20 protein-coding genes and 1 pseudogene are annotated in these 18,475 nt (G+C 41.5%); 4 read left to right on the top strand and 17 right to left on the bottom strand.

From position 1 onward, the window contains the following. Positions 1-4: 4 nt before the first annotated feature. From hypE to BK139_RS02610, 7 genes and pseudogenes are all read right to left on the bottom strand, one after another. A pseudogene (gene hypE / locus BK139_RS02580) lies at positions 5-1,014 on the bottom strand (hydrogenase expression/formation protein HypE). A gap of 2 nt (positions 1,015-1,016) precedes the next feature. After that, the gene (gene hypD, locus BK139_RS02585) at positions 1,017-2,123 is read right to left on the bottom strand and encodes a hydrogenase formation protein HypD (protein ID WP_076256478.1); all 1,107 of its coding nucleotides are present in this window, start codon (positions 2,121-2,123) and stop codon (positions 1,017-1,019) included. Then, positions 2,098-2,331, bottom strand: a complete 234-nt coding sequence (locus BK139_RS02590; protein WP_076256480.1) for a HypC/HybG/HupF family hydrogenase formation chaperone — start codon at positions 2,329-2,331, stop codon at positions 2,098-2,100. The genes hypD and BK139_RS02590 overlap by 26 nt, the downstream gene beginning before the upstream one ends. A gap of 12 nt (positions 2,332-2,343) precedes the next feature. Next, on the bottom strand, positions 2,344-4,632 hold the full coding sequence (hypF, locus tag BK139_RS02595) for a carbamoyltransferase HypF (RefSeq protein WP_076256482.1): 2,289 nt from the start codon (positions 4,630-4,632) through the stop codon (positions 2,344-2,346). Continuing rightward, positions 4,610-5,275: a hydrogenase nickel incorporation protein HypB gene (hypB, locus tag BK139_RS02600; protein WP_076256484.1), complete on the bottom strand. Its 666-nt coding sequence runs from the start codon at positions 5,273-5,275 to the stop codon at positions 4,610-4,612. Before hypB ends, hypF begins: the two co-directional genes overlap by 23 nt. Continuing rightward, a complete protein-coding gene (locus BK139_RS02605) occupies positions 5,253-5,630 on the bottom strand; it encodes a hydrogenase maturation nickel metallochaperone HypA/HybF (RefSeq protein ID WP_076256485.1) in 378 nt (125 codons plus the stop codon). Before BK139_RS02605 ends, hypB begins: the two co-directional genes overlap by 23 nt. A 125-nt stretch (positions 5,631-5,755) precedes the next feature. After that, positions 5,756-6,199: a YndM family protein gene (locus tag BK139_RS02610; RefSeq protein ID WP_076256639.1), complete on the bottom strand. Its 444-nt coding sequence runs from the start codon at positions 6,197-6,199 to the stop codon at positions 5,756-5,758. A gap of 251 nt (positions 6,200-6,450) precedes the next feature. On the opposite strand from BK139_RS02610, the gene BK139_RS02615 reads away from it, so the two are divergent. Beyond that, a complete protein-coding gene (locus tag BK139_RS02615) occupies positions 6,451-6,933 on the top strand; it encodes a ribonuclease H-like YkuK family protein (protein ID WP_175609046.1) in 483 nt (160 codons plus the stop codon). Between the two features lie 39 nt (positions 6,934-6,972). Here the strand turns inward: BK139_RS02615 and BK139_RS02620 are convergent, their stop codons facing one another. Next, positions 6,973-7,434, bottom strand: coding sequence for an SRPBCC family protein (locus tag BK139_RS02620; protein WP_076256489.1), 462 nt, complete (start codon positions 7,432-7,434; stop codon positions 6,973-6,975). Positions 7,435-7,595: 161 nt separating this feature from the next. Then, positions 7,596-10,172: a DEAD/DEAH box helicase gene (locus BK139_RS02625; RefSeq protein ID WP_076256491.1), complete on the bottom strand. Its 2,577-nt coding sequence runs from the start codon at positions 10,170-10,172 to the stop codon at positions 7,596-7,598. A 206-nt stretch (positions 10,173-10,378) separates the two neighbouring features. Between BK139_RS02625 and BK139_RS02630 the strand changes: the two genes are divergently transcribed. Continuing rightward, positions 10,379-10,912, top strand: coding sequence for a YceI family protein (locus BK139_RS02630; RefSeq protein WP_076256493.1), 534 nt, complete (start codon positions 10,379-10,381; stop codon positions 10,910-10,912). Positions 10,913-10,967: 55 nt separating this feature from the next. On the opposite strand, the gene dacB is transcribed toward BK139_RS02630, so the two are convergent. After that, on the bottom strand, positions 10,968-12,452 hold the full coding sequence (dacB, locus tag BK139_RS02635) for a D-alanyl-D-alanine carboxypeptidase/D-alanyl-D-alanine endopeptidase (protein ID WP_076256494.1): 1,485 nt from the start codon (positions 12,450-12,452) through the stop codon (positions 10,968-10,970). A gap of 260 nt (positions 12,453-12,712) precedes the next feature. On the opposite strand from dacB, the gene BK139_RS02640 reads away from it, so the two are divergent. After that, the gene (locus BK139_RS02640) at positions 12,713-12,970 is read left to right on the top strand and encodes a YpbS family protein (protein ID WP_076256496.1); all 258 of its coding nucleotides are present in this window, start codon (positions 12,713-12,715) and stop codon (positions 12,968-12,970) included. Between the two features lie 49 nt (positions 12,971-13,019). Here the strand turns inward: BK139_RS02640 and BK139_RS02645 are convergent, their stop codons facing one another. The 5 genes from BK139_RS02645 to BK139_RS02665 all read right to left on the bottom strand — a co-directional run bounded on the left by BK139_RS02645 (position 13,020) and on the right by BK139_RS02665 (position 16,421). Continuing rightward, entirely contained in the window at positions 13,020-13,337 is a 318-nt protein-coding gene (locus BK139_RS02645; protein WP_076256498.1) for an MGMT family protein, read from the bottom strand. Positions 13,338-13,403: 66 nt separating this feature from the next. Then, positions 13,404-14,213, bottom strand: coding sequence for an endonuclease I family protein (locus tag BK139_RS02650; protein WP_076256499.1), 810 nt, complete (start codon positions 14,211-14,213; stop codon positions 13,404-13,406). Then, on the bottom strand, positions 14,210-15,175 hold the full coding sequence (locus BK139_RS02655; RefSeq protein ID WP_076256501.1) for a S8 family peptidase: 966 nt from the start codon (positions 15,173-15,175) through the stop codon (positions 14,210-14,212). The genes BK139_RS02650 and BK139_RS02655 overlap by 4 nt, the downstream gene beginning before the upstream one ends. Before the next feature lie 192 nt (positions 15,176-15,367). Continuing rightward, positions 15,368-15,880, bottom strand: a complete 513-nt coding sequence (locus tag BK139_RS02660; protein WP_076256502.1) for a mismatch-specific DNA-glycosylase — start codon at positions 15,878-15,880, stop codon at positions 15,368-15,370. Positions 15,881-15,983: 103 nt separating this feature from the next. Continuing rightward, positions 15,984-16,421 (bottom strand): peptidylprolyl isomerase, encoded by a 438-nt coding sequence (locus BK139_RS02665; protein ID WP_048010035.1) that lies wholly within the window; start codon positions 16,419-16,421, stop codon positions 15,984-15,986. A 155-nt stretch (positions 16,422-16,576) separates the two neighbouring features. Here BK139_RS02665 and BK139_RS02670 point away from each other — a divergent pair, with 155 nt between their 5' ends. Then, on the top strand, positions 16,577-17,233 hold the full coding sequence (locus tag BK139_RS02670; protein WP_076256505.1) for an MtnX-like HAD-IB family phosphatase: 657 nt from the start codon (positions 16,577-16,579) through the stop codon (positions 17,231-17,233). A 332-nt stretch (positions 17,234-17,565) separates the two neighbouring features. On the opposite strand, the gene BK139_RS02675 is transcribed toward BK139_RS02670, so the two are convergent. Continuing rightward, complete coding sequence (locus BK139_RS02675) at positions 17,566-18,090, bottom strand: HD domain-containing protein (protein WP_076256507.1); 525 nt, start codon at positions 18,088-18,090, stop codon at positions 17,566-17,568. A 23-nt stretch (positions 18,091-18,113) separates the two neighbouring features. Then, complete coding sequence (locus BK139_RS02680) at positions 18,114-18,308, bottom strand: hypothetical protein (RefSeq protein WP_048010032.1); 195 nt, start codon at positions 18,306-18,308, stop codon at positions 18,114-18,116. Between the last annotated feature and the right edge of the window lie 167 nt (positions 18,309-18,475).

Below are 18,475 nucleotides of genomic sequence, written 5' to 3' on the forward strand. Positions count from 1 at the left end.
AACTTTAACAGATCCTGGGCAGCATCAACCCGGCAAGGCGCTGCAGTCTGCGTGTTGTTCCTAAAGGTGTCTTTAAATAAAGCTTCCCGGGGCTGTGAGTTGTGCCGGTTACCTGTCCTATGACAGCTGCGTTCTCACCTAAAGGATGGCTCTTTAATACTTGAAGTGCCTGCTCTTCCTTTTTCGAATCCACCAGTAAAATCATTTTCCCTTCATTTGCCAGATAAAGGGGATCGAAGCCTAGAATATCGCAGGCACCATGAACATCATCCCGAATGGGAATGGATTCTTCATCAATTTCGCAATTGAAATGGAAGTCTTCGCAAAGTTCTACAAGTGCTGTTGCAAGTCCCCCTCTTGTCGGATCCTTCAATAGGCGAATGCCATCTATCCTGTGCATCAGACTCTGAATAATCCCAATGAGAGAAGCGCAATCACTGACTGTGTCCGTAAGCAAGCCAAGCTCTTCTCTGGCACTGAGAATCGCAATTCCATGGTCTCCGATTGTTCCGCTTAAGATAATAGAATCGCCTTTCTTAATCTGCTTTGGCTGAAGTTTGTGCCCGCTCTCCACTGTTCCAATGCCGGAAGTATTGATGAATAACCTGTCTGCACTGCCTTTTTCGACCACCTTTGTGTCTCCTGCAATGATCCTGATTCCTGCTTTTCTGCTTCGTCAGCCATGCTATGAACAATTTCCTTTAAATCTTTAAGGGGGAGACCTTCTTCAATAATGAACCCTGCTGTCATAAACTTGGGAACGGCACCGCTGACAGCCAGGTCATTAACAGTCCCCGCAACAGCAAGCTTGCCAATATTCCCTCCCGGAAAGAAGAGCGGTTTTACTACATAGCTGTCAGTTGTCAATGCAATTGTTTCGGGCTTGCATTGAAAAATGGCTGAATCGTGCTTTGTATGCTCCGCGTGGCCGAATGCTTTTTCAAAAACATCCTTAATCAGCATATTTGTCAGCTCCCCGCCCTCGCCATGGGCCAGATTAATCCGCTGCAGCATGATCACTCCTCCTTCATATAGTGGTAATGTGCGGCACATGTGCCTTCTGCTGAAACCATGCAGGGACCAATTGGATTAGCTGGTGTGCAGGCTTTGCTGAAAAGAATACATTCTTCAGGAGCAGTCAGTCCCCGAATGACTTCACCGCATCTGCATTTCGTCTTTCGCGGAGGATCTATCGTAATCTTAAATTTCCTTTTGGCATCAAAGTTCTGGTACTTTTCTTTAAGTGCCAGGCCGCTATTGGGAATGGTTCCTATTCCGCGCCAGTCTTCATCCCCCGGCTGTAAATATTTTTTCATCAGGCTTTTGGCAGCGGCATTGCCTGACTCAGAAACTGCATAAGGATAATCATTAATGATTTCCGCTTTATTTTCTATACAAAGCTGCAGCAATTTATAAATACTGCTTAATAGCTGGACCGGCTCAAAACCTGAAATGACTCCAGGCATACTGTATTCTTCTGTTAAAAAAGAGTAGCTCTCTTTTCCCAGCACAACGGATACATGGCCCGGGAGCAAAAAACCGTCCAGGTGAATTTCACCTGCGTCAAGGAGAGCCCGTAAAACTGGCTCGACCAATTTTGTCGTCATCCAAATGCTGAAATTGGCTAACCCTTTCTGTTCCGCTTCTTTGATGGCTGCTGCAAGCAATGGAATGGTCGTTTCAAAGCCAATGCCTAAAAATATTACTTCTTTGTCAGGATTCTTTTCAGCGATTCGTATGCTGTCCATTGGGGAATAGACTACACGAATGTCTTTTCCCTCTGTTTTGGCTTCCAGCAAAGAATACCTGGATCCCGGAACGCGCATCATATCCCCAAATGTACACAGAATGCTGCCTCGTTCGTTTGATAAGCTGATCATGCTGTCTATCGTTCTTTGGTCTGTTACACAAACAGGACAGCCCGGCCCCGCTATTAAGTGAACATACTCTTTTAATCTCGTTTTTACACCTGTTTTGGCAAGGGCCATCGTATGTGAGCCGCACACTTCCATAAAAACAGGTTTTCTTCCGTTCAGCTGAATATATTGTTTAGCTAATTGGATGACTGCTTCTGCTGACCGCTGGCTTAGAACCGGATCAGAAAAGGGTGCCATGCTGTCCATCAATTATTCTCCTCCATTCTTCAATGCTTTCACGGGCAAATTCTTCATTGATGATAGTCATGGCCTGTCCTGCATGAATTAGCACATAATCATTGATTTTCACCTCAGGAACAAAAAGGATGCCCACATAAATCTTAGATCCCATGACATTCACAAGAGCACGGTTTTCTTCCAGTTTTATAACTTTTGAGGGAACACCTACACACATGAAATCACCCCTTTATATTTTTTTAGCTTTTGTTTGTCTGGCTGCAATCATTAATTGCCCTAATGATAATCCGCCATCATGGCAAGGAACTTTCTTATGTGTATAAACAGTAAAATCGTTCTCCTCAAGCATTCTGGAAAGCTCCCCGGCAAGAAATAAATTTTGAAACGATCCACCTGAAAAGACTATCCTCCGGCTAAGCTCTGGTCTTTCATCCGCTCTGCATAAAATTAACTTTGCCGATGCAGATGCAATTGTCTGATGAAATCTTTGAATAATAACAGCAGGTGGAACGGCCTCAAAATTTTCCTGGATTATTTGATAAATCATCTGGGAAAAATCGAGCCGGTATGGTTCTCCTCTGTCTTTTATTATCTTAAAGGGATAAGGTTTGTTACATTCTGACGGGGATCTATACATATAATCTGATAGTTTCATCGCTGCTTCTCCCTCGTAAGTGGAAGTTTGGCAGATTCCCAATATGGCACTGACAGCATCAAAAAGCCTGCCGCACGTTCCGGCGAGGGGTGTTTGGATCTTCTTATTCACCATGTGTTCGATAATGCTGATTTCTCTGGCTTTTTCGGGAAACAGTTTCAGAGCAAGCTCCTTTCCATTACCTGGCCAGAAGTGAAGAATCATTCCAGCAGCATTCCTCCAGGGCTCCTTTACTGCCTTCTCTCCTCCAGGCAGCGGTGTATAAGTAAGGTGGCCCAGCCGCTCAAAGGAATCGGCACAGCCATATAATAATTCAAACCCCCATATATGACCGTCATCCCCATAGCCTGTGCCGTCGAGAATCAGTCCAAAGCACGGTTCATATAAATCATTGTCTGCCATGCATGACACGTGATGGGCGTGATGATGCTGGACTCGGATCACAGGACCCTTGAAATCGCTCGCATACTTGGTTACGGCATACGAAGGATGTAAGTCAGCGGCAATCTTTTTTTCCTCAAACCCCAGCCATTTGTTATAATGCTTCACCTGATTTTCATAATGCTGAAGCATCTCTTGATTTTCCAGATCCCCTATATGCGGCCCCATATAAATGCTGTGGCCCTTCCCGGCAGCAAAGGCATTCTTCTGGTTTCCCCCTAAAGCCAGGATTTGATCTAACGGATGGGCGGTTTTAAAAACCTCCGGTATAAAACCTCTGGAACGTCTGAGAAAAATAACTTCTCCGGCTTGACTGACTTGTATGACAGAGTCATCAATGGGGTGGAGAATGGGACGATTATGGGTAAGAATATAGTCACAGAGAGTGCCTGGGTCCTCTTTGAAATATAACGGGTGTCCAGACGGGTTAGAGCTTGTCAGTACGATGCATTCCAGCTTGCTGTTCTCAAAAAGCAGATGATGGAGCGGCGAATACGGAAGCATGATTCCTATGGTCGACAACCCCGGGGAGAGAAGTTCAGGAAGATCGGAGCACTTTTTTTTCCTTAAAACAACGATTGGCATTTCAGGACTTTTTAGCATCTCAGCTTCTTTTTCTGTAACATGGCAATACTTCAGGGCGGTTTCAAGTGATTTCGCCATAATTGCCAGAGGGCGCTGCGGCCTGTTTTTCCGGATTCTTAGTTCATTAATGGCCTTTTCATTGTGTGCATCGCAGGCAAGATGATATCCTCCTATCCCCTTAATGCTTACAATCTTTCCTTCCGATAAAAGAGTCGAGGCCGCATGAATAGCTTTCTGCTTTCTTTTCACCGGCTTCTTATTCGAATCATAAAGGATTATGTCAGGTCCGCAGTCAGGGCAGCATACCGGCTGTGCATGATGGCGGCGATCTGTTGGATTTTCATATTCTTCCCTGCAGGCAATACACATGTGAAATTTGTCCATGGCGGTGTGTGGCCTGTCATACGGAAGCTCCCGAATGATGGAATACCGCGGGCCGCATTGAGTGCAATTTGTAAAAGGATATTGAAACCGCCTGTTACTCTCTTGACGCATCTCGCGCAGGCAGTCATTGCACATTCCTGCATCTGATGGAATTAATGGTTCAGCATGACTGCTTCGGATGCTTGGAACAATCTTAAAATCGTTAAAATACGATGGCAGACTGTCATCTACAGTCATTTCAATAATTTTTGCCAGTTGAGGAGGGCTCTTTTGAATGTGATCAATCATGCTGGCAATGGAGTCGCTTTCGCCTTCTGCCTGAATGAAAACGACATCTAAATTATTTTGAACTGTTCCCTGAATGTTGTATTTTCTTGAAAGGCCATATATATAGGGACGGAAACCGACACCCTGTACTTTTCCGGTTACTTTAATTCTGACTGAACGCAGCATGGGCATGTGCTTTCTTTAACCAGTTTATCCATTCCTCCATCCCATCTCCCGTCTGGGATGACAGTGCAAGAAAAGCAGCATCCGGGTTAATCGTGCGTAGATCCCTCTGTGCTTCTTCTAAATCAAACTGTACGTATGGAAGTAAATCTGTTTTATTGATAATGGTTAAATCGGTACGGCGAAACATCAAAGGGTATTTGGGGATTTTGTCATTGCCTTCAGGTACACTGAGAATGACAGCCTTATAGTCTTGTCCCAAGTCATAGCCTGAGGGGCAGACAAGATTGCCGATGTTCTCAATAAAAAGGATATCAATTTCCTCAAGCTGGAATTGGGGTAATGTTTTGGCTATCATTCTTGCGTCAAGATGGCAGCCGCCAACTGTGTTAATTTGTACTGTATATATACCTAGAGCCCGAAGCCTGTCTGCATCCCGCTCAGTTGCAAGATCCCCCTCTATGACTGCGATTTTAAATTCTGATGCCAGCGCTTTAACGGTTCTCTCAAGGAGTGTGGTCTTACCTGCACCTGGTGCACTCATAAGATTGATGACTAGTGTTTGATTTTGCTTAAATAAAGTTCTATTAAAATTGGCTGCAGCATTATTATCTTTCAAAACATCATCGTCCATTATTATCTTCACAACTCTCACTTCCTTCATAAGACTCAATTTGAAAAGATTCACCGGAGATTATTTCAGTATTTAATTGATGGCAATGTGGACAAAGGGCTATTCGGTAATCCGGTGCAAATTCTTTTCTGCACTCTTTGCACCTGGCTTTTGCTTCCTCCCTTATAATAGCGAGTTCGGTTTTTTCGCTGATCAGGCTGCACTCCTGTTTTTGAAAGTAACAAAATGCAAGTTCTAATGCATCGGGCAGGACATTGGAAAGTTCCCCTACAATGACAGAGATTCGATCAACCTTCACAATGTTTCTCTCGATGGCATCTTCCTCCACCAGGCGAAGTACTTCAGCCATCAGAGACATTTCGTGCATATGTAACCTCCTTTTAGCAAATTGACTGTTTGTTAATGGATATTCTAAAATCTCTAGTTACATGCAAAATAAAAAGCCCTTTCAGACCAAGTGGTCATGAACGGGGCTTCGACTTATATATCAATTTATTCCCAATCCTTTGTTGGCTCTCTTTCTTCAGCCATTTCCATCCCATAAGCAAGCCGCGGATTTATAGCAGATTGGCTGCTCTCTTTCTCTTGGCTGCTTTCCCTTTTGTTTACAAGGAATCTGTGGACAAATACCTCAGAAACAGTGATAATTCCTGCTGAAATAATGCTTCCCCAAGCGATTTGCAGATAACTGTTAAGCAGCACACTTCCAAACACCCAAACAGATGCATAAACTAAGAAAAAGTCAGCAATAAGGGCATTCTTGTTTCCAAGACGCGGAAGGATGATGCGGTCTCCGAGCAGATAGGACATGGCTGTTACCAGAATACTGAAAGAAAGAATATCTGCGAATGTCGCATCAAAGAATAAATCAAGCGCTATGGCAAAAGCAATCATAGCTGATGCTAATTTAAGTATTAAGATAAGTGTTTTGTTCAAAAGAATACCTCCTCTTTTACCATAGCTTTTATCAATATGAAGATTCCCATTCATTTTCTGTTCCTCTGCCTCATAAGCAATTTTTTCAAAAAAATAAACAACTTGTTCAGTGTCCCTCAATATAATGGCAGTAATAGGGATTACATTTTAAGTTAAAGGTTGTGGAAGAGTGATACTCCGAGACAAAATACTTAATGTGGTGATATTAGGTGAATGCTGACTATAAATTTCAAAATCTTCAGGAGAGGAATATGACTTTTGAGCAAGTATTCAACCGGATCTTACTTTTTATAAAGCGAAATCCTGATGGGAACTTCAGGCTGATGATTGGAACAGATTCACAGGTGCATTGCAATCGCACTGTGTTTATAACCGGGATTGTGATTCAAAATAAGCGAAAAGGCGCCTGGGCATGTATCCGAAAAACGGTAATACCAAGGAAAATGCTGCATCTTCATGAGCGAATCTCCTATGAAACCTCGCTGACTGAAGAAGTGGTCTCTTTGTTTACAGAGGATTACAAAGACAAAATGTTTGAAATCGTTCTGCCATTCCTTTATAAAGGCGGATCATTCTCAATGGAAGGGCATATGGACATCGGATCAGGCAAAAGAAATAAAACCAGAGAATTTGTGAAAGAAATGGTGTCCAGGATCGAATCCATCGGCCTTGAGCCAAAAATAAAGCCGGAAGCATTCGTGGCCTCCAGCTACGCTAATCGATATACGAAATAAAAGAACTCAGGGTATATGAGTTCTTTTCATTGAGGCAAATTATACACCTGCATGCTCCCTGTATTCCTGTTCGGCCTTTAATGCCACAGCCTCTGTCAGTTCTGCAGTAATTTCAGGAAGAGCTGTATTAAGCAAGGAATTGGCTACTTTAGCCATCATTCCCTCTGCTGAAATATCAAGTGATCCTGTCATGATATTTTTCTTATTCTTTCCTTTCTCCGCAAGAAAGTATCCATGTCCTGTAAACTTCTCATTAAGTCCTGTTAAATGAAACGTAACCTTTGTTGGCTCCTGCCAGCTCGTTATTTCCACTTTTAATTCGATTTTTTTCTTAATAATCCCCATATCGCTTTTGAAGCTCCAGGTTGATTCTTTGTCACTCATTACCTCATGTGCAATATATCCGGGCACTAATGGTGCCCAGTTCCCAATATCACTGACAAAGCTCCATATTGCCCCTATTGGAATGTTTACTTCAGCCTGATGTGTGCAGCTTGCCATTTATACCGCCCCTTTAAGACTTACATAGTTGTTTTCCATGAATATGTATTCGGAAAGGACGGGTAAAATTCATAAATTTATTGTCTTTTTCATTCCTATAATGAAAACGTAAAATTGCTGCCAGTGAAAAAGCCTGCTGTTATTCCAGCAGGCTTAAAATTTTACCTTCTATAGTAATGATACCTTCTTCTTGAACGAGAAGAATGACATTCATCACAGATTTGGTATTCGTGTTCCCAAGGCAGTTTCTTGCCGCATTTTCTGCACTTTCTTGAGAGCTCCTTAATGTCCGTTTTCAGTCTTTCATGAACATGGTCACTGATTTCTTCCCTTAATCTTTCCCAGTATAACGCTTCGGTTCTCTGCTCAAGACGATACAGGAACAGCAAATGGAGGCCGATTGCTTTATAGGTCAGCTCCAGCTCTTCCAGATTCCTGTTCTTGATACGGGGCTCAGGAAGCTCCTCGCCATAAATGATGGCATACATGGTTTCTTCCCATTGACGGACAAGATCAGATTCTTTTTTTGAAAAGGGCAGATGGAGAAAACCATATAGATCCATCAGGCCGAGCTTTGCTTCAATTTCTGTGCCGCGGATCCTTTCATATAGGTCTCTCTCCTCTGTTAATGCCGCTTTTTTGGTTCCTCTTGGGCTCTCAAACTTATCCCAAAGCTCAAAGAATGATCCGAGATCGCGGTAATATCTTTGAAACCTTTCAAATACTGTATTGGTCGGGGCGATGGCAAAGCTGTGTACCGGTGCATCTTCCATTTCAAGCAGAGCCTTCATTCTTTTGATATCTTTTGTAAAAGCAACCTTCCCAATATTGTAAAGTCCTTTTCGGCCTGCTCTTCCGGCAATTTGCTTCACTTCCTGGGAAGTAAGGGTCCTTCTTTTCGTTCCGTCAAATTTATCATTTTCCAGGAACACAATTCTCCGGATAGGCAGGTTAAGTCCCATCCCAATGGCATCAGTGGAAACGATAACGGAAGTTTCACCATTTATAAAACGCTGGACTTGTTTTTTTCTGGTTTCCGGAGGCATCGCTCCATAAATCATGCTTACTGAGTGCCCTTCCTGCTGAAGTCTTGAGGCCGTTTCAAGCACTCTCTTTCTTGAAAAACAGATTAGTGCATCGCCTTTTCGGACATGAGTGAATTTAAATTCCTTTGCTTCCACTTCAAGAGGAATATCCCGGCTGTATTCATACAGTTCAATATCTGCGTCGCCAAGCAGCTGCAGCATCATGCTTTTAGCACTGCGGCTTCCAATAATATGGACTTCATTGGCATTTGCCTTGGTAATGGCTTTATACCAGGAAAAGCCTCTGTCTTTATCCGTAATCATCTGAGATTCATCGATCACAATGACGTCATAAAAATCCTTTTCATAGAACATCTCCACCGTGCTGGATAGATGCTCGGAACCGGAAACTGTCTTCTCTTCTTCACCGGTTTTCAAAGAGCATGGTACACCATCGCGGTTTAATTTATCATATACTTCGAGTGCCAAAAGCCTCAAAGGCGCCAGATACAGACCGCTGTTTGCTGATTTCATGACTTCAAGCGCATGATGGGTTTTCCCGGTATTGGTTTCTCCAATATGAAGTACATATTTTTTGGCCCGTTCCACTGAAGGACTGTATTCCTGCCCGAAAATATTTTCGAGCATACGTTCTTCTTCCTCTTTCTTCCTCTGCTGCTCAGCCAGTTCTTCTGCTATTTTTCTTTCCCTGTCTTCAATGTCCTTCTCCAGTTGTTCTTGATGGGCTTCAGGGTCAAAGGGGATATCCGCAAGCTTGACCAAATCTTCAACAAATTCCTCCTGAATGGTTTCGAAAAAGCTGTCATTAAGATTTTGAAGAGTATGGGCAATCAGCTTCTTTACAGACTTTCCGGTCAGCGGTTTATCATATGCATCTTCATATTCCTCGAATAGATGCTGCGGAAGGCTCTGCAGGATGAGTGTTTGCAGAGTATCAGAAAGAAATCCTGATATATGGTTTTTATAAACATAGTAATACGTTTCATATTCGAAATAGCCCTTGCCCAAATAAATTGCTTTATGGATATTTCCTGTCAGCTCTTCAAAGAAATCCCCCATTACAGCATAATCACCGGCATGGAATTCCCCTATTTCCTCGAGCCTTTCTTCAAGAGCGAAAGTATCCACTTTTTGATACCTTGTCTTATTTTTCAAATCGGAAACCAGCTGCTTTGAAGCCATATGTCTGACATGAAGATAAAGAAGGCTATAATCTCTTTCAATAATTTCATCCATTTTCTTTTCAATATCATCGCGAATGGTATACTTCTTTCGCTGGAGCTGCTCCTCTTCTGCTTTCTGCAGATAATATGCCCTTGCCTTCTCAAAACGCTCAGCCCAAGCTTCATTATTGCTTTCAAATAGGTCATTAAGCCAGTCCAAACTGTTAAAGGGCTGATAATCCCTCATTTCAGTCCGAAACAGGTGGTTGATTATTTTCCTGTCAACATTTTCGGTGTCGTATCCTTTCTCACATAAATACTTCTTTTTTTCCTGCTTGGATATTTTAGCGGTGATTTTATTAAGCCACACATTTACCCAGATTTGATCGATATAATGAAATCTTTCAGAAAGATATTCCTTATAGGAGGGCATAGATTCCTGGCCGCCCAGATAACGGTCGGCATCCTCCAGAATTTTTATTTTTGTATGCTCTTCAGCATTATTGTATATCTGTTCAAGCTGATTCATGATCCGTTCCCCTTTAAACATCGCCAATAGGCGATGTAATCATTATGACTTAGGTTATGTATGATGTAGAAAATTTAAGTAGTCTTCATTTTACCATCTTTTCAAAAAATATCATTGACATAAAACTTGAACCGGAATATAATTTATTTAGAATTAAAACATCTTGAATTAAAGATAAATAAATTCGGATATTGGAGGAGAAAAAAATGGCAAAAACTAAATGGGCAGTTGATCCAGCACACAGCAGTGTGGACTTTTCAATCAAACATATGATGATCGCGAACGTGAAAGGCAGCTTTAATAGCTTTGATGCAGAAATTACAGCAGATCCCGCAGATTTAACAACAGCTGATATTACATTCAATGTTGCGCTTTCAAGTGTGGATACACGAAATGAAGATCGTGATAATCACTTGCGTTCTGCAGACTTCTTTGATGTTGAGAACCATCCGCAAATGACATTTACTTCAACAGGCATTGTAAGCAAGGGTGACGATGAATATGATGTTACAGGCGATCTTACGATTCATGGTGTAACAAAAACAGAAACCTTTGCTGTCACATATGAAGGATCAGGCAAAGATCCATGGGGCAATGAAAAAGTCGGCTTTACAGCTGCTGGTGCTATCAAACGCAGCGATTATGGCTTAACCTGGAATTCAGCACTTGAAACAGGGGGAGTCCTTGTTGGAGATAAAGTAAAAATCGATCTTCAAATACAGGCAGCAAAAGCAGAGTAAAACAGAAAAAGGCAGGTATACCGTCGAAGCGGTATTCTGCCTTTTTTCTTTTCTGTTATTGGTCGGCTAGCAGCGTGGCAATTTTATCTTCAATAACTTTACCTTCACCGCCATCGGTCAAGTTGTTCAAAATAATGGAAAAGATCAATTCATCCCCACTGGATGTCTTAACATAACCTGATAACGAACTGACAGTCGAGATTGAACCTGTTTTTGCTTTGACATTCCCGGCTGCATTGGAGTTTTTCATGCGGTTTCTTAGAGTACCTCCTACCATCCGGTCTGTGTCGCCGGCAATCGGCAATGAGTTCAAATAAGAAGAGAACCATTCTTCGTCCTGGACTTCAAAAAGAAGTTGAGAGATTTCATTGGCCGGAATTAAGTTTACATGTGAAATTCCGGAACCGTCCCGGAGCACGAGAGTTTTTTCATCCATTCCAAAAGCTTTTACCTGTTCTTCTAATACTTCAAGCCCTTTTTCCCAGCTGCCTTCCCCTTTGACAACCTTGCCCATTTCCTTGATTAACGTTTCTGCATGGCCATTATTGCTTAATTTCATAAATGGAATAAGCAGCTCTTTAATAGGCATGGATTTATGCTCAGCAAACAGTTTTGCTCCTTCAGGGGCAGTGCCTGCTATTGTCTTCCCTTTCAATTTAATCCCTTGTTCAGCGAGAGAACGCTTTAATAAATCCAAGGCATAGCCAGTCGGCTCCCATACGGCAATCCACTCCCTTGAACGGCTTCCTTCAACAGGAATTTCTCCTTCTATTGAAACGGTGTTCGTCCCGTGATCCCTTTCAATATGGATATCCTTCTTTTCCCCTTTAGCGACGGTTTTCGCATTATTAACGATTTTTATGTAGTCTGTTTCCGGCACCATTTTTACAATTGGTTCCTGCCCGGCTTTTTCTGCAGGATATACTTCTACAATGACTGTACCCGCGTCATAATCCTCATTCGGGGAGGCAGTAAGTGCTGAGACTTGTCCGCCGTAATACCAGGATTCGTCGCTCCATGACAGATCCGTTGAATAGCGCTCATCATCATACCAGGTGTCATCACCGATCAGGCTGCCATGAATAACCTGTACACCTGCTTCTTTCACTTTAGCGGCAAATGCATCAAAATCTTCCTTTAAAAGAGTGGGGTCTCCTTTCCCTTTTAAGATCAAGTCACCCTGCAGTGTCTTTCCCTTTATTGAACCTGTGTGAAGAAGTTCTGTTGTGAACTGATAATTTTCACCCAGCGTTTCAAGAGCTGCAGCTGCTGTAAGGAGCTTCATATTAGACGCCGGCCTTAAACGCACATCCCCGATATGGTCATATACAAGCTCACCGGTTTCTGCATTGCGGATACTGACTCCTGCAAGGCCTCCCTTTAGGATTGGATCATTATTAAGCATTTGGTTCAGCTGCTGGACGAGCTCACTGCCTTCTTCTGTTGCCTTGACATGAGGAGTTTCGGGCTGGGCTAAAGGAACAAGTGCCAGCATAAATACCAGCAATAAACTGATATGCATTTTTACACTCTTTTTCATATGTATTAATCCACCTTCCTATTTGTTTCATTACCATTTCTTCTAAGAAAGGTGAGTTCCCTTTATTTCCATAATGAGGAAATAGAATCATTTTTTCGCTTGCTTAACTATTTTATTCTCCACAGTACAAGTTATGTGGGATCGCTGTTTTTTTGTATTTTTTCTAAACAAAATATTATGCCAGTAAGAATATTTATTCTTAAAACTCTTAGAAAAAATGGTATGATAAAAACAGGTGAATTATATAAGGGGTGGAAAAAATGAGTGTACATAAAGCAATATCTGAACACGTGGGTAAGCAAAATAAGATAATCACGAGGTTTGCTGCCTTGGATCAGCAGCGTGAGTATTATATTGAACAAGCATTGGATTTCTGCAGGAGAGGACTTCCTTTTTCTGCGGATAAGATAAATGAAGTAACTGCTGAGATAAATGAACTATCCAAACAGGGCATAATACCTGCAAGGAAGTATGTTACAGCTGAGATGATTGAGGAATATGCATCAAAGACAAAATAGGTACATATGATTATGAAGAAGCGTGACTTCCGATTGGATGCACGCTTCTTTATATTGGCTGTGATGATTCATGGGCAAATTCCTGCAAATCTATTCTTTTATTTATATTAAATTGTACCCCTTCATTTTCTAATAGTTCTCTTTGAAAGTCATGCGAATCTCCGTCTTTAAACCCAATTTCCCCTTTCCCATTTACAACCCGATGCCAGGGAAGCTGATGCTTTTCACTTTGGGTATGAAGGATCCGGACCACCTGTCTTGCTCCCCGGGGGCTCCCGGCAAGCCTTGCAATTTGTCCGTATGTCATGACTTTTCCTCTTGGGATGTTTTTAATGATTTTTATCACTTTTTCTGTAAATGGCTGCACGTGTAATAACTCCTCCTTCTTTTCTATTATAAAACAAACCCGCCTGAGTTCAGACGGGTTTGTTCATTATCGCAGCATTTTCTTTGCATGCTCAGGAAAATCTATAAATGGGTTTCGGTTCCCCTGGAGTGCCTGAATGGCAGCGTTTCTATGCTTTTCGTATATAGTCACCGGATTTTCTTCATGCCATCTCAGCAAAATCTGCATATCCATCTTCTCGTCAATTTTAAGTCCTTTTTTATATCTGACAGCAAAATAGAATACAGCTCTTGCGGCAATCCCTTTTCCATATTCCGGCTCAAACTTCTCCAGTTCTGCCATCCCGCATCCATTCCTGACGCCTGCTGCCTCTATTTCCGGTACATAGGCTTCAAAATCATAGTAGGGAAAATTGCTTCTCATACTATTGCATGCCGGCTCACAGGCAAAAAGATGATGAAGATCCCCTTTCATTGGCTGTCTTCCTTCAAACCATGATTGCGGGACGATATGCTCGGTATTAAATATAACTCTTTCATTGCTGTGGAATCCGCCTTCGTGAATCGTCTGAAGGAGCTTGAGATCCTGGTCAATGGCTTTAAGCGGATCAATCCCTTTCCCCGAATATAAACTTTTAAGCTTGAGGTTTTCCTGAAGATCCACCCATGGATATACATATCGGTGAGGTGAGTAATCCAATTCCCGGCTATGAGTACGAACCAGCAGATCATGAACCTGTTTCGGGAGATCCTCTTTCCCAAAATCAATGGTTCCATAGTAATCTTCTTGATTTATGATATCTTCCTCAGCGTTATAATAAGGTTCGTTCTGAACACTTTCAATATACTTTGACTGAGCCTCGGCCCATTCCGCTGCTATACTAGTCACTTTCATCATATGGCATTTAGAACCGTCGATTTGAACTCCTGGTCAAAGATTCCGGCTAAATGATCTGGAACGGTTAAATAAACGAGTCCGTTTCCTTCAAGTTTGGGAGAATTGCCAAGTGGAACCGTTCTTCTGATTAATTGGGCATAAAGTTCAGGTTCTGAAAGCTTTCTTTCAAATTGCCTGTTTGCAAAGTCCTTGATCAGGGCCAGAGCTCCGGAAACATGTGGAGCAGCCATTGAAGTACCGCTGAGGGTTGCATACTTTCCGTTCAGAAAGGTGGATAATATCCCTTCCCCTGGCGCCACTAAATCTATTTCATTATGAGAGTTTGTAAACTCGGAAGAATCCCTTTCGAGGTTAATAGCACCTACACTAATCACCTCATTATAGCAGCCTGGATAAGCAAACTCATCGGTTGAGTCGTCCCCATCCCCTTCATTTCCTGCTGCACATACTACAAGGATATTCTTATTTACAGCAGCTTTAATTGCATCATGCAGTTCAGGAACATCAGCTGGCCCGCCAAGCGACATGGAGATGATATCAGCATTTTGCTCGATGGCATAATGGATGCCCTTAATTATCCATTCGTATTGTCCGGATCCATTTTTATTTAAGACCTTTACAATAAGGAGATCAGCTTCAGGAGCTACCCCAATAACACCAGCATCATTTTCATGTGCAGCAATAGTCCCTGCCACATGAGTTCCGTGGCCATTATAGTCCTTGAAACTATTTGGATCGCTGTTATCATCGTCTGTAAAGTTCCGCCCGCCCTTAACGCGGTCCTTCAGGTCAGGATGGCTAATGTCGCAGCCGGTATCCAAAACAGCAATTTTAATTCCTTTTCCTTTTGTTTCGCTCCAAACCTTTGGCGCCTGAATCAATTCTACGCCCTTTGGAACTTCCTTTACATTCTCTTCCTGCTGAATCACCTTATAAGGAATGACACGAACATATTGCTCCATTTCTTTCCCTCCTTAAGAGATTAAATTGAAGCTGGTTCTTGATGTTACCTACATTTTAACAATTCTGAATATTTAATAACAGTATCGTTGGTAGCGAAAATTAATAGAATTAAGAGAGTGAAAAGGAAGAATTTGTGATATTTGAACTATGAGGTGGCCTTATTCTTATCTCAAAGCATTCATGCAACGGATTTATCTCTGAGTTTTTAAAAGCTCCGGAATCTCCGCATAAATTTGTATGATTTCATCGATTTTCATCCTGACAAGACCGGAAGATGAAGGAGCAACGAAGTCGATAGTACCGGAAACTACAGGCTCTTCCTGAACTCCCCATGGCAGCTTCTTTTTGCGGCTGTATTCCTGGTATACACCTTTTCCAACAAAGCAAATAACCTTTGGCTTGAGCTCAGCTATTTTTTTTATCAGCTCTGTTCTTCCCTCTTTATATTCTTCCTTCGTTATTTCATCGGCTGCTTTAGTGGGCCTGGCCACAATATTTGTCATTCCATAGCCCAGTTCCAGTAATTTATAGTCTTCCGCTGCGGTGTATTTACGGGGAGTTAAGCCAGATTCATGAAGAATTTTCCAAAATCGGTTGTTCGGGTTTGCAAAATGGTGGCCTGTCTCTCCTGACCGAATGCTTGGATTGAAGCCGACAAAAAGCAAATCAAGATTTTTTTTTAAGTGGTCTTTAATAGGCTCCATTTAACCATCCTTTCGATATTGCAAGAAGCTATTGTTCATTTTACCTAAAACGTCAGGCAAACAAAACAAAAAGAGCCCTTTAAGGCTCTTTTTACTGAACTGATTATCCTTCAAGAATTTCAACTTTCTCCATAACATCGCCGTTTCTCATTGCTTTAACTGCTTCCATCCCGGAAGTAACTTTTCCGAAAACAGTGTGAACACCGTTTAGGTGAGGCTGTGGCTCATGAACGATAAAGAACTGGCTTCCGCCTGTATCGCGGCCCGCGTGAGCCATAGAAAGAGATCCTTCTACATGCTTATGAGGGTTTCCTTCTGTTTCACACTTGATTGTGTACCCTGGACCACCAGTCCCTGTTCCATTCGGGCACCCTCCCTGACTTACAAACCCAGGAATTACACGATGGAAATTCAAGCCATTATAAAATCCTTCATTAACAAGTTTTTTGAAATTTTCAACTGTCCCTGGTGCTGCTTCAGGATAAAGTTCAAATTCAACCTTTTCCCCGTTTTTCATTAATATGTATCCTTTTTCTGCCATACTAATCATCTCCTTATGTAAAAATCAAATTAATAATACCATTAATCTCATCAGGAATAAAATCAAAAGACGTTTTTTCCCTGATTGAACATATAAAACAAAGGGTAAAGTTAAGATAGATTAAAAAGCAGAGATGTCTTATTGGAGGTTTTAGAATGAAAAAATGGGCTTTTGTCTCGGATTTTGACGGAACAATTTCGAAAAGAGACTTTTATTTAATAATGATGGATAAATATTTTCCGGAGGGGCGCAAGCTGATGCCCAAATGGAAGGCTGGAGAGATAAAGGATATTGATTTTTTGAATAAAGTCTTCACATCGATTAATCAGGATGAAGAACAAATTATCAGCGATATTCTTTCCATTGAAATAGATGAATATGTACCAGATTTTATTGTAAAGATTCAGCAGAATGGCGGAGATTTTTATATTTTAAGTGCAGGCACAGACTATTATATCCGCCACATCTTAAAAAAGTATGGTATTAGAGATGTTAAGGTTTTTTCAAATGAAGGATATTACCATGAGAAGAATGTCCATATGAATATTGATAAAAATCATCAGCATTATCATGAACAATATGGCATTGATAAATCAAAGGTGATTCAGGACCTGCAGAAGGAATATGAAACTGTGTTTTTTATGGGGGACAGTGAACCGGATTCCCACCCGGCAGAGCATGCTGATATCACTTTTGCCAAAAATGGGCTTCAGGACCTTCTTCGGGAAAAGGGCATAAGGTTTGTTCCAGTAAAAGAATTTACAGAGGTGGAAGAGTATTTAACTGAAGAAGGCATTTTGTCTAAATCCTAGAGTAAGCTCCCGGGAAAGCAGCTGGCTTTACCCGGGATTTTTCTATGTACGTTAACCAAATAACTCCAAAAATAATATTAAGATAAATATAATCATTGCATAAAATGATAGATGCAGAAATACAGTTGTTAATCTAAATTTGATTTCTTCCACATTTAATGACTGTTGTCTTCGAGTCCTTGCCCTCACTGCCGCAACACCATCCCTGCACATAATAATTTGATCATCTGATCATCGTCAATGAATTATTATTCTTCATGAAACATGCGCTTCCCTTCAAAAAATTAAAACTGAATTTCCTGGGGAAGCGCATAACATGACAGAAATTTAGGTTATTCTTCTTTTTTTTCAAGATATTGATCAATCTTATTATCGAGAAATCCAAGGCTTTTCATAGCCCGCTCAAAATCAAGTTCACGATAGTGATGGGCTCCACCGGGTTCTTCATCTTTTTCATCTGCCAGTTTGACCAGGGATTGCAGCGGTGTTCTGACCACTTCGCCTCCAGGCAGAAATGAATCCGTGTGAAAAAGGATGGCCAAGGCAATTTCTTTTGCTTTTATCGGGTTTTCGCCAAGTCTGATCAGGAGTTTATGTGCCCGCTCTGCACCCTTAATGGCATGAATGTCGTTCTGCCTGTATAGGTCGTAATCCCATTTTCCATTTTTGTACCAGGTATAATGGCCAATGTCATGCATAAAGCCAGCTTTGGCTGCTGAATCAACATCTTCTCCCATTTCTTTGGCAATCTGGAATGCGTGATAGGCGACAGCAATAGCATGAGCGATGCCGGAGCGTGAAATATATTTTTGTGCGATCCGATGCTGATAGATATCGGTCAGTTTAACATCCCTCATGTAATTCTCCTCCAGGTTAATAATTAAAATTTCTTATTGAGATTTTTTTGCTTATTCATTACTTCATATGATTTTTCAATAATATCTGTTAACACATCGCCCTTATAAATCCTGCCGAGTTTCGTGTTTTCCTGATAATAATCAACAATTTCATCAAGCTTATTTGAAGTTTCTTTTGATATGCGGACATTTAGCTGAATACGGGTTTCTCCACTCATTGTAATCCTCCTGGCTATTAATATCTAACAGCTAGCAACTTGATAGCGAATGCTGTCGTTTTGTTAGTGGGTGCTATAAATATTTAGATTACACTGTTTTCCTGAATTATTCCAGTATAAAGTTTTCTGAGAGAAAAAAGAGAACAGCTATGTAAGCCATTCTCTAT

The organism is Paenibacillus sp. FSL R5-0490, assembly GCF_001956215.1.
In the GTDB taxonomy this organism is placed as follows: domain Bacteria; phylum Bacillota; class Bacilli; order Bacillales; family Cytobacillaceae; genus Cytobacillus.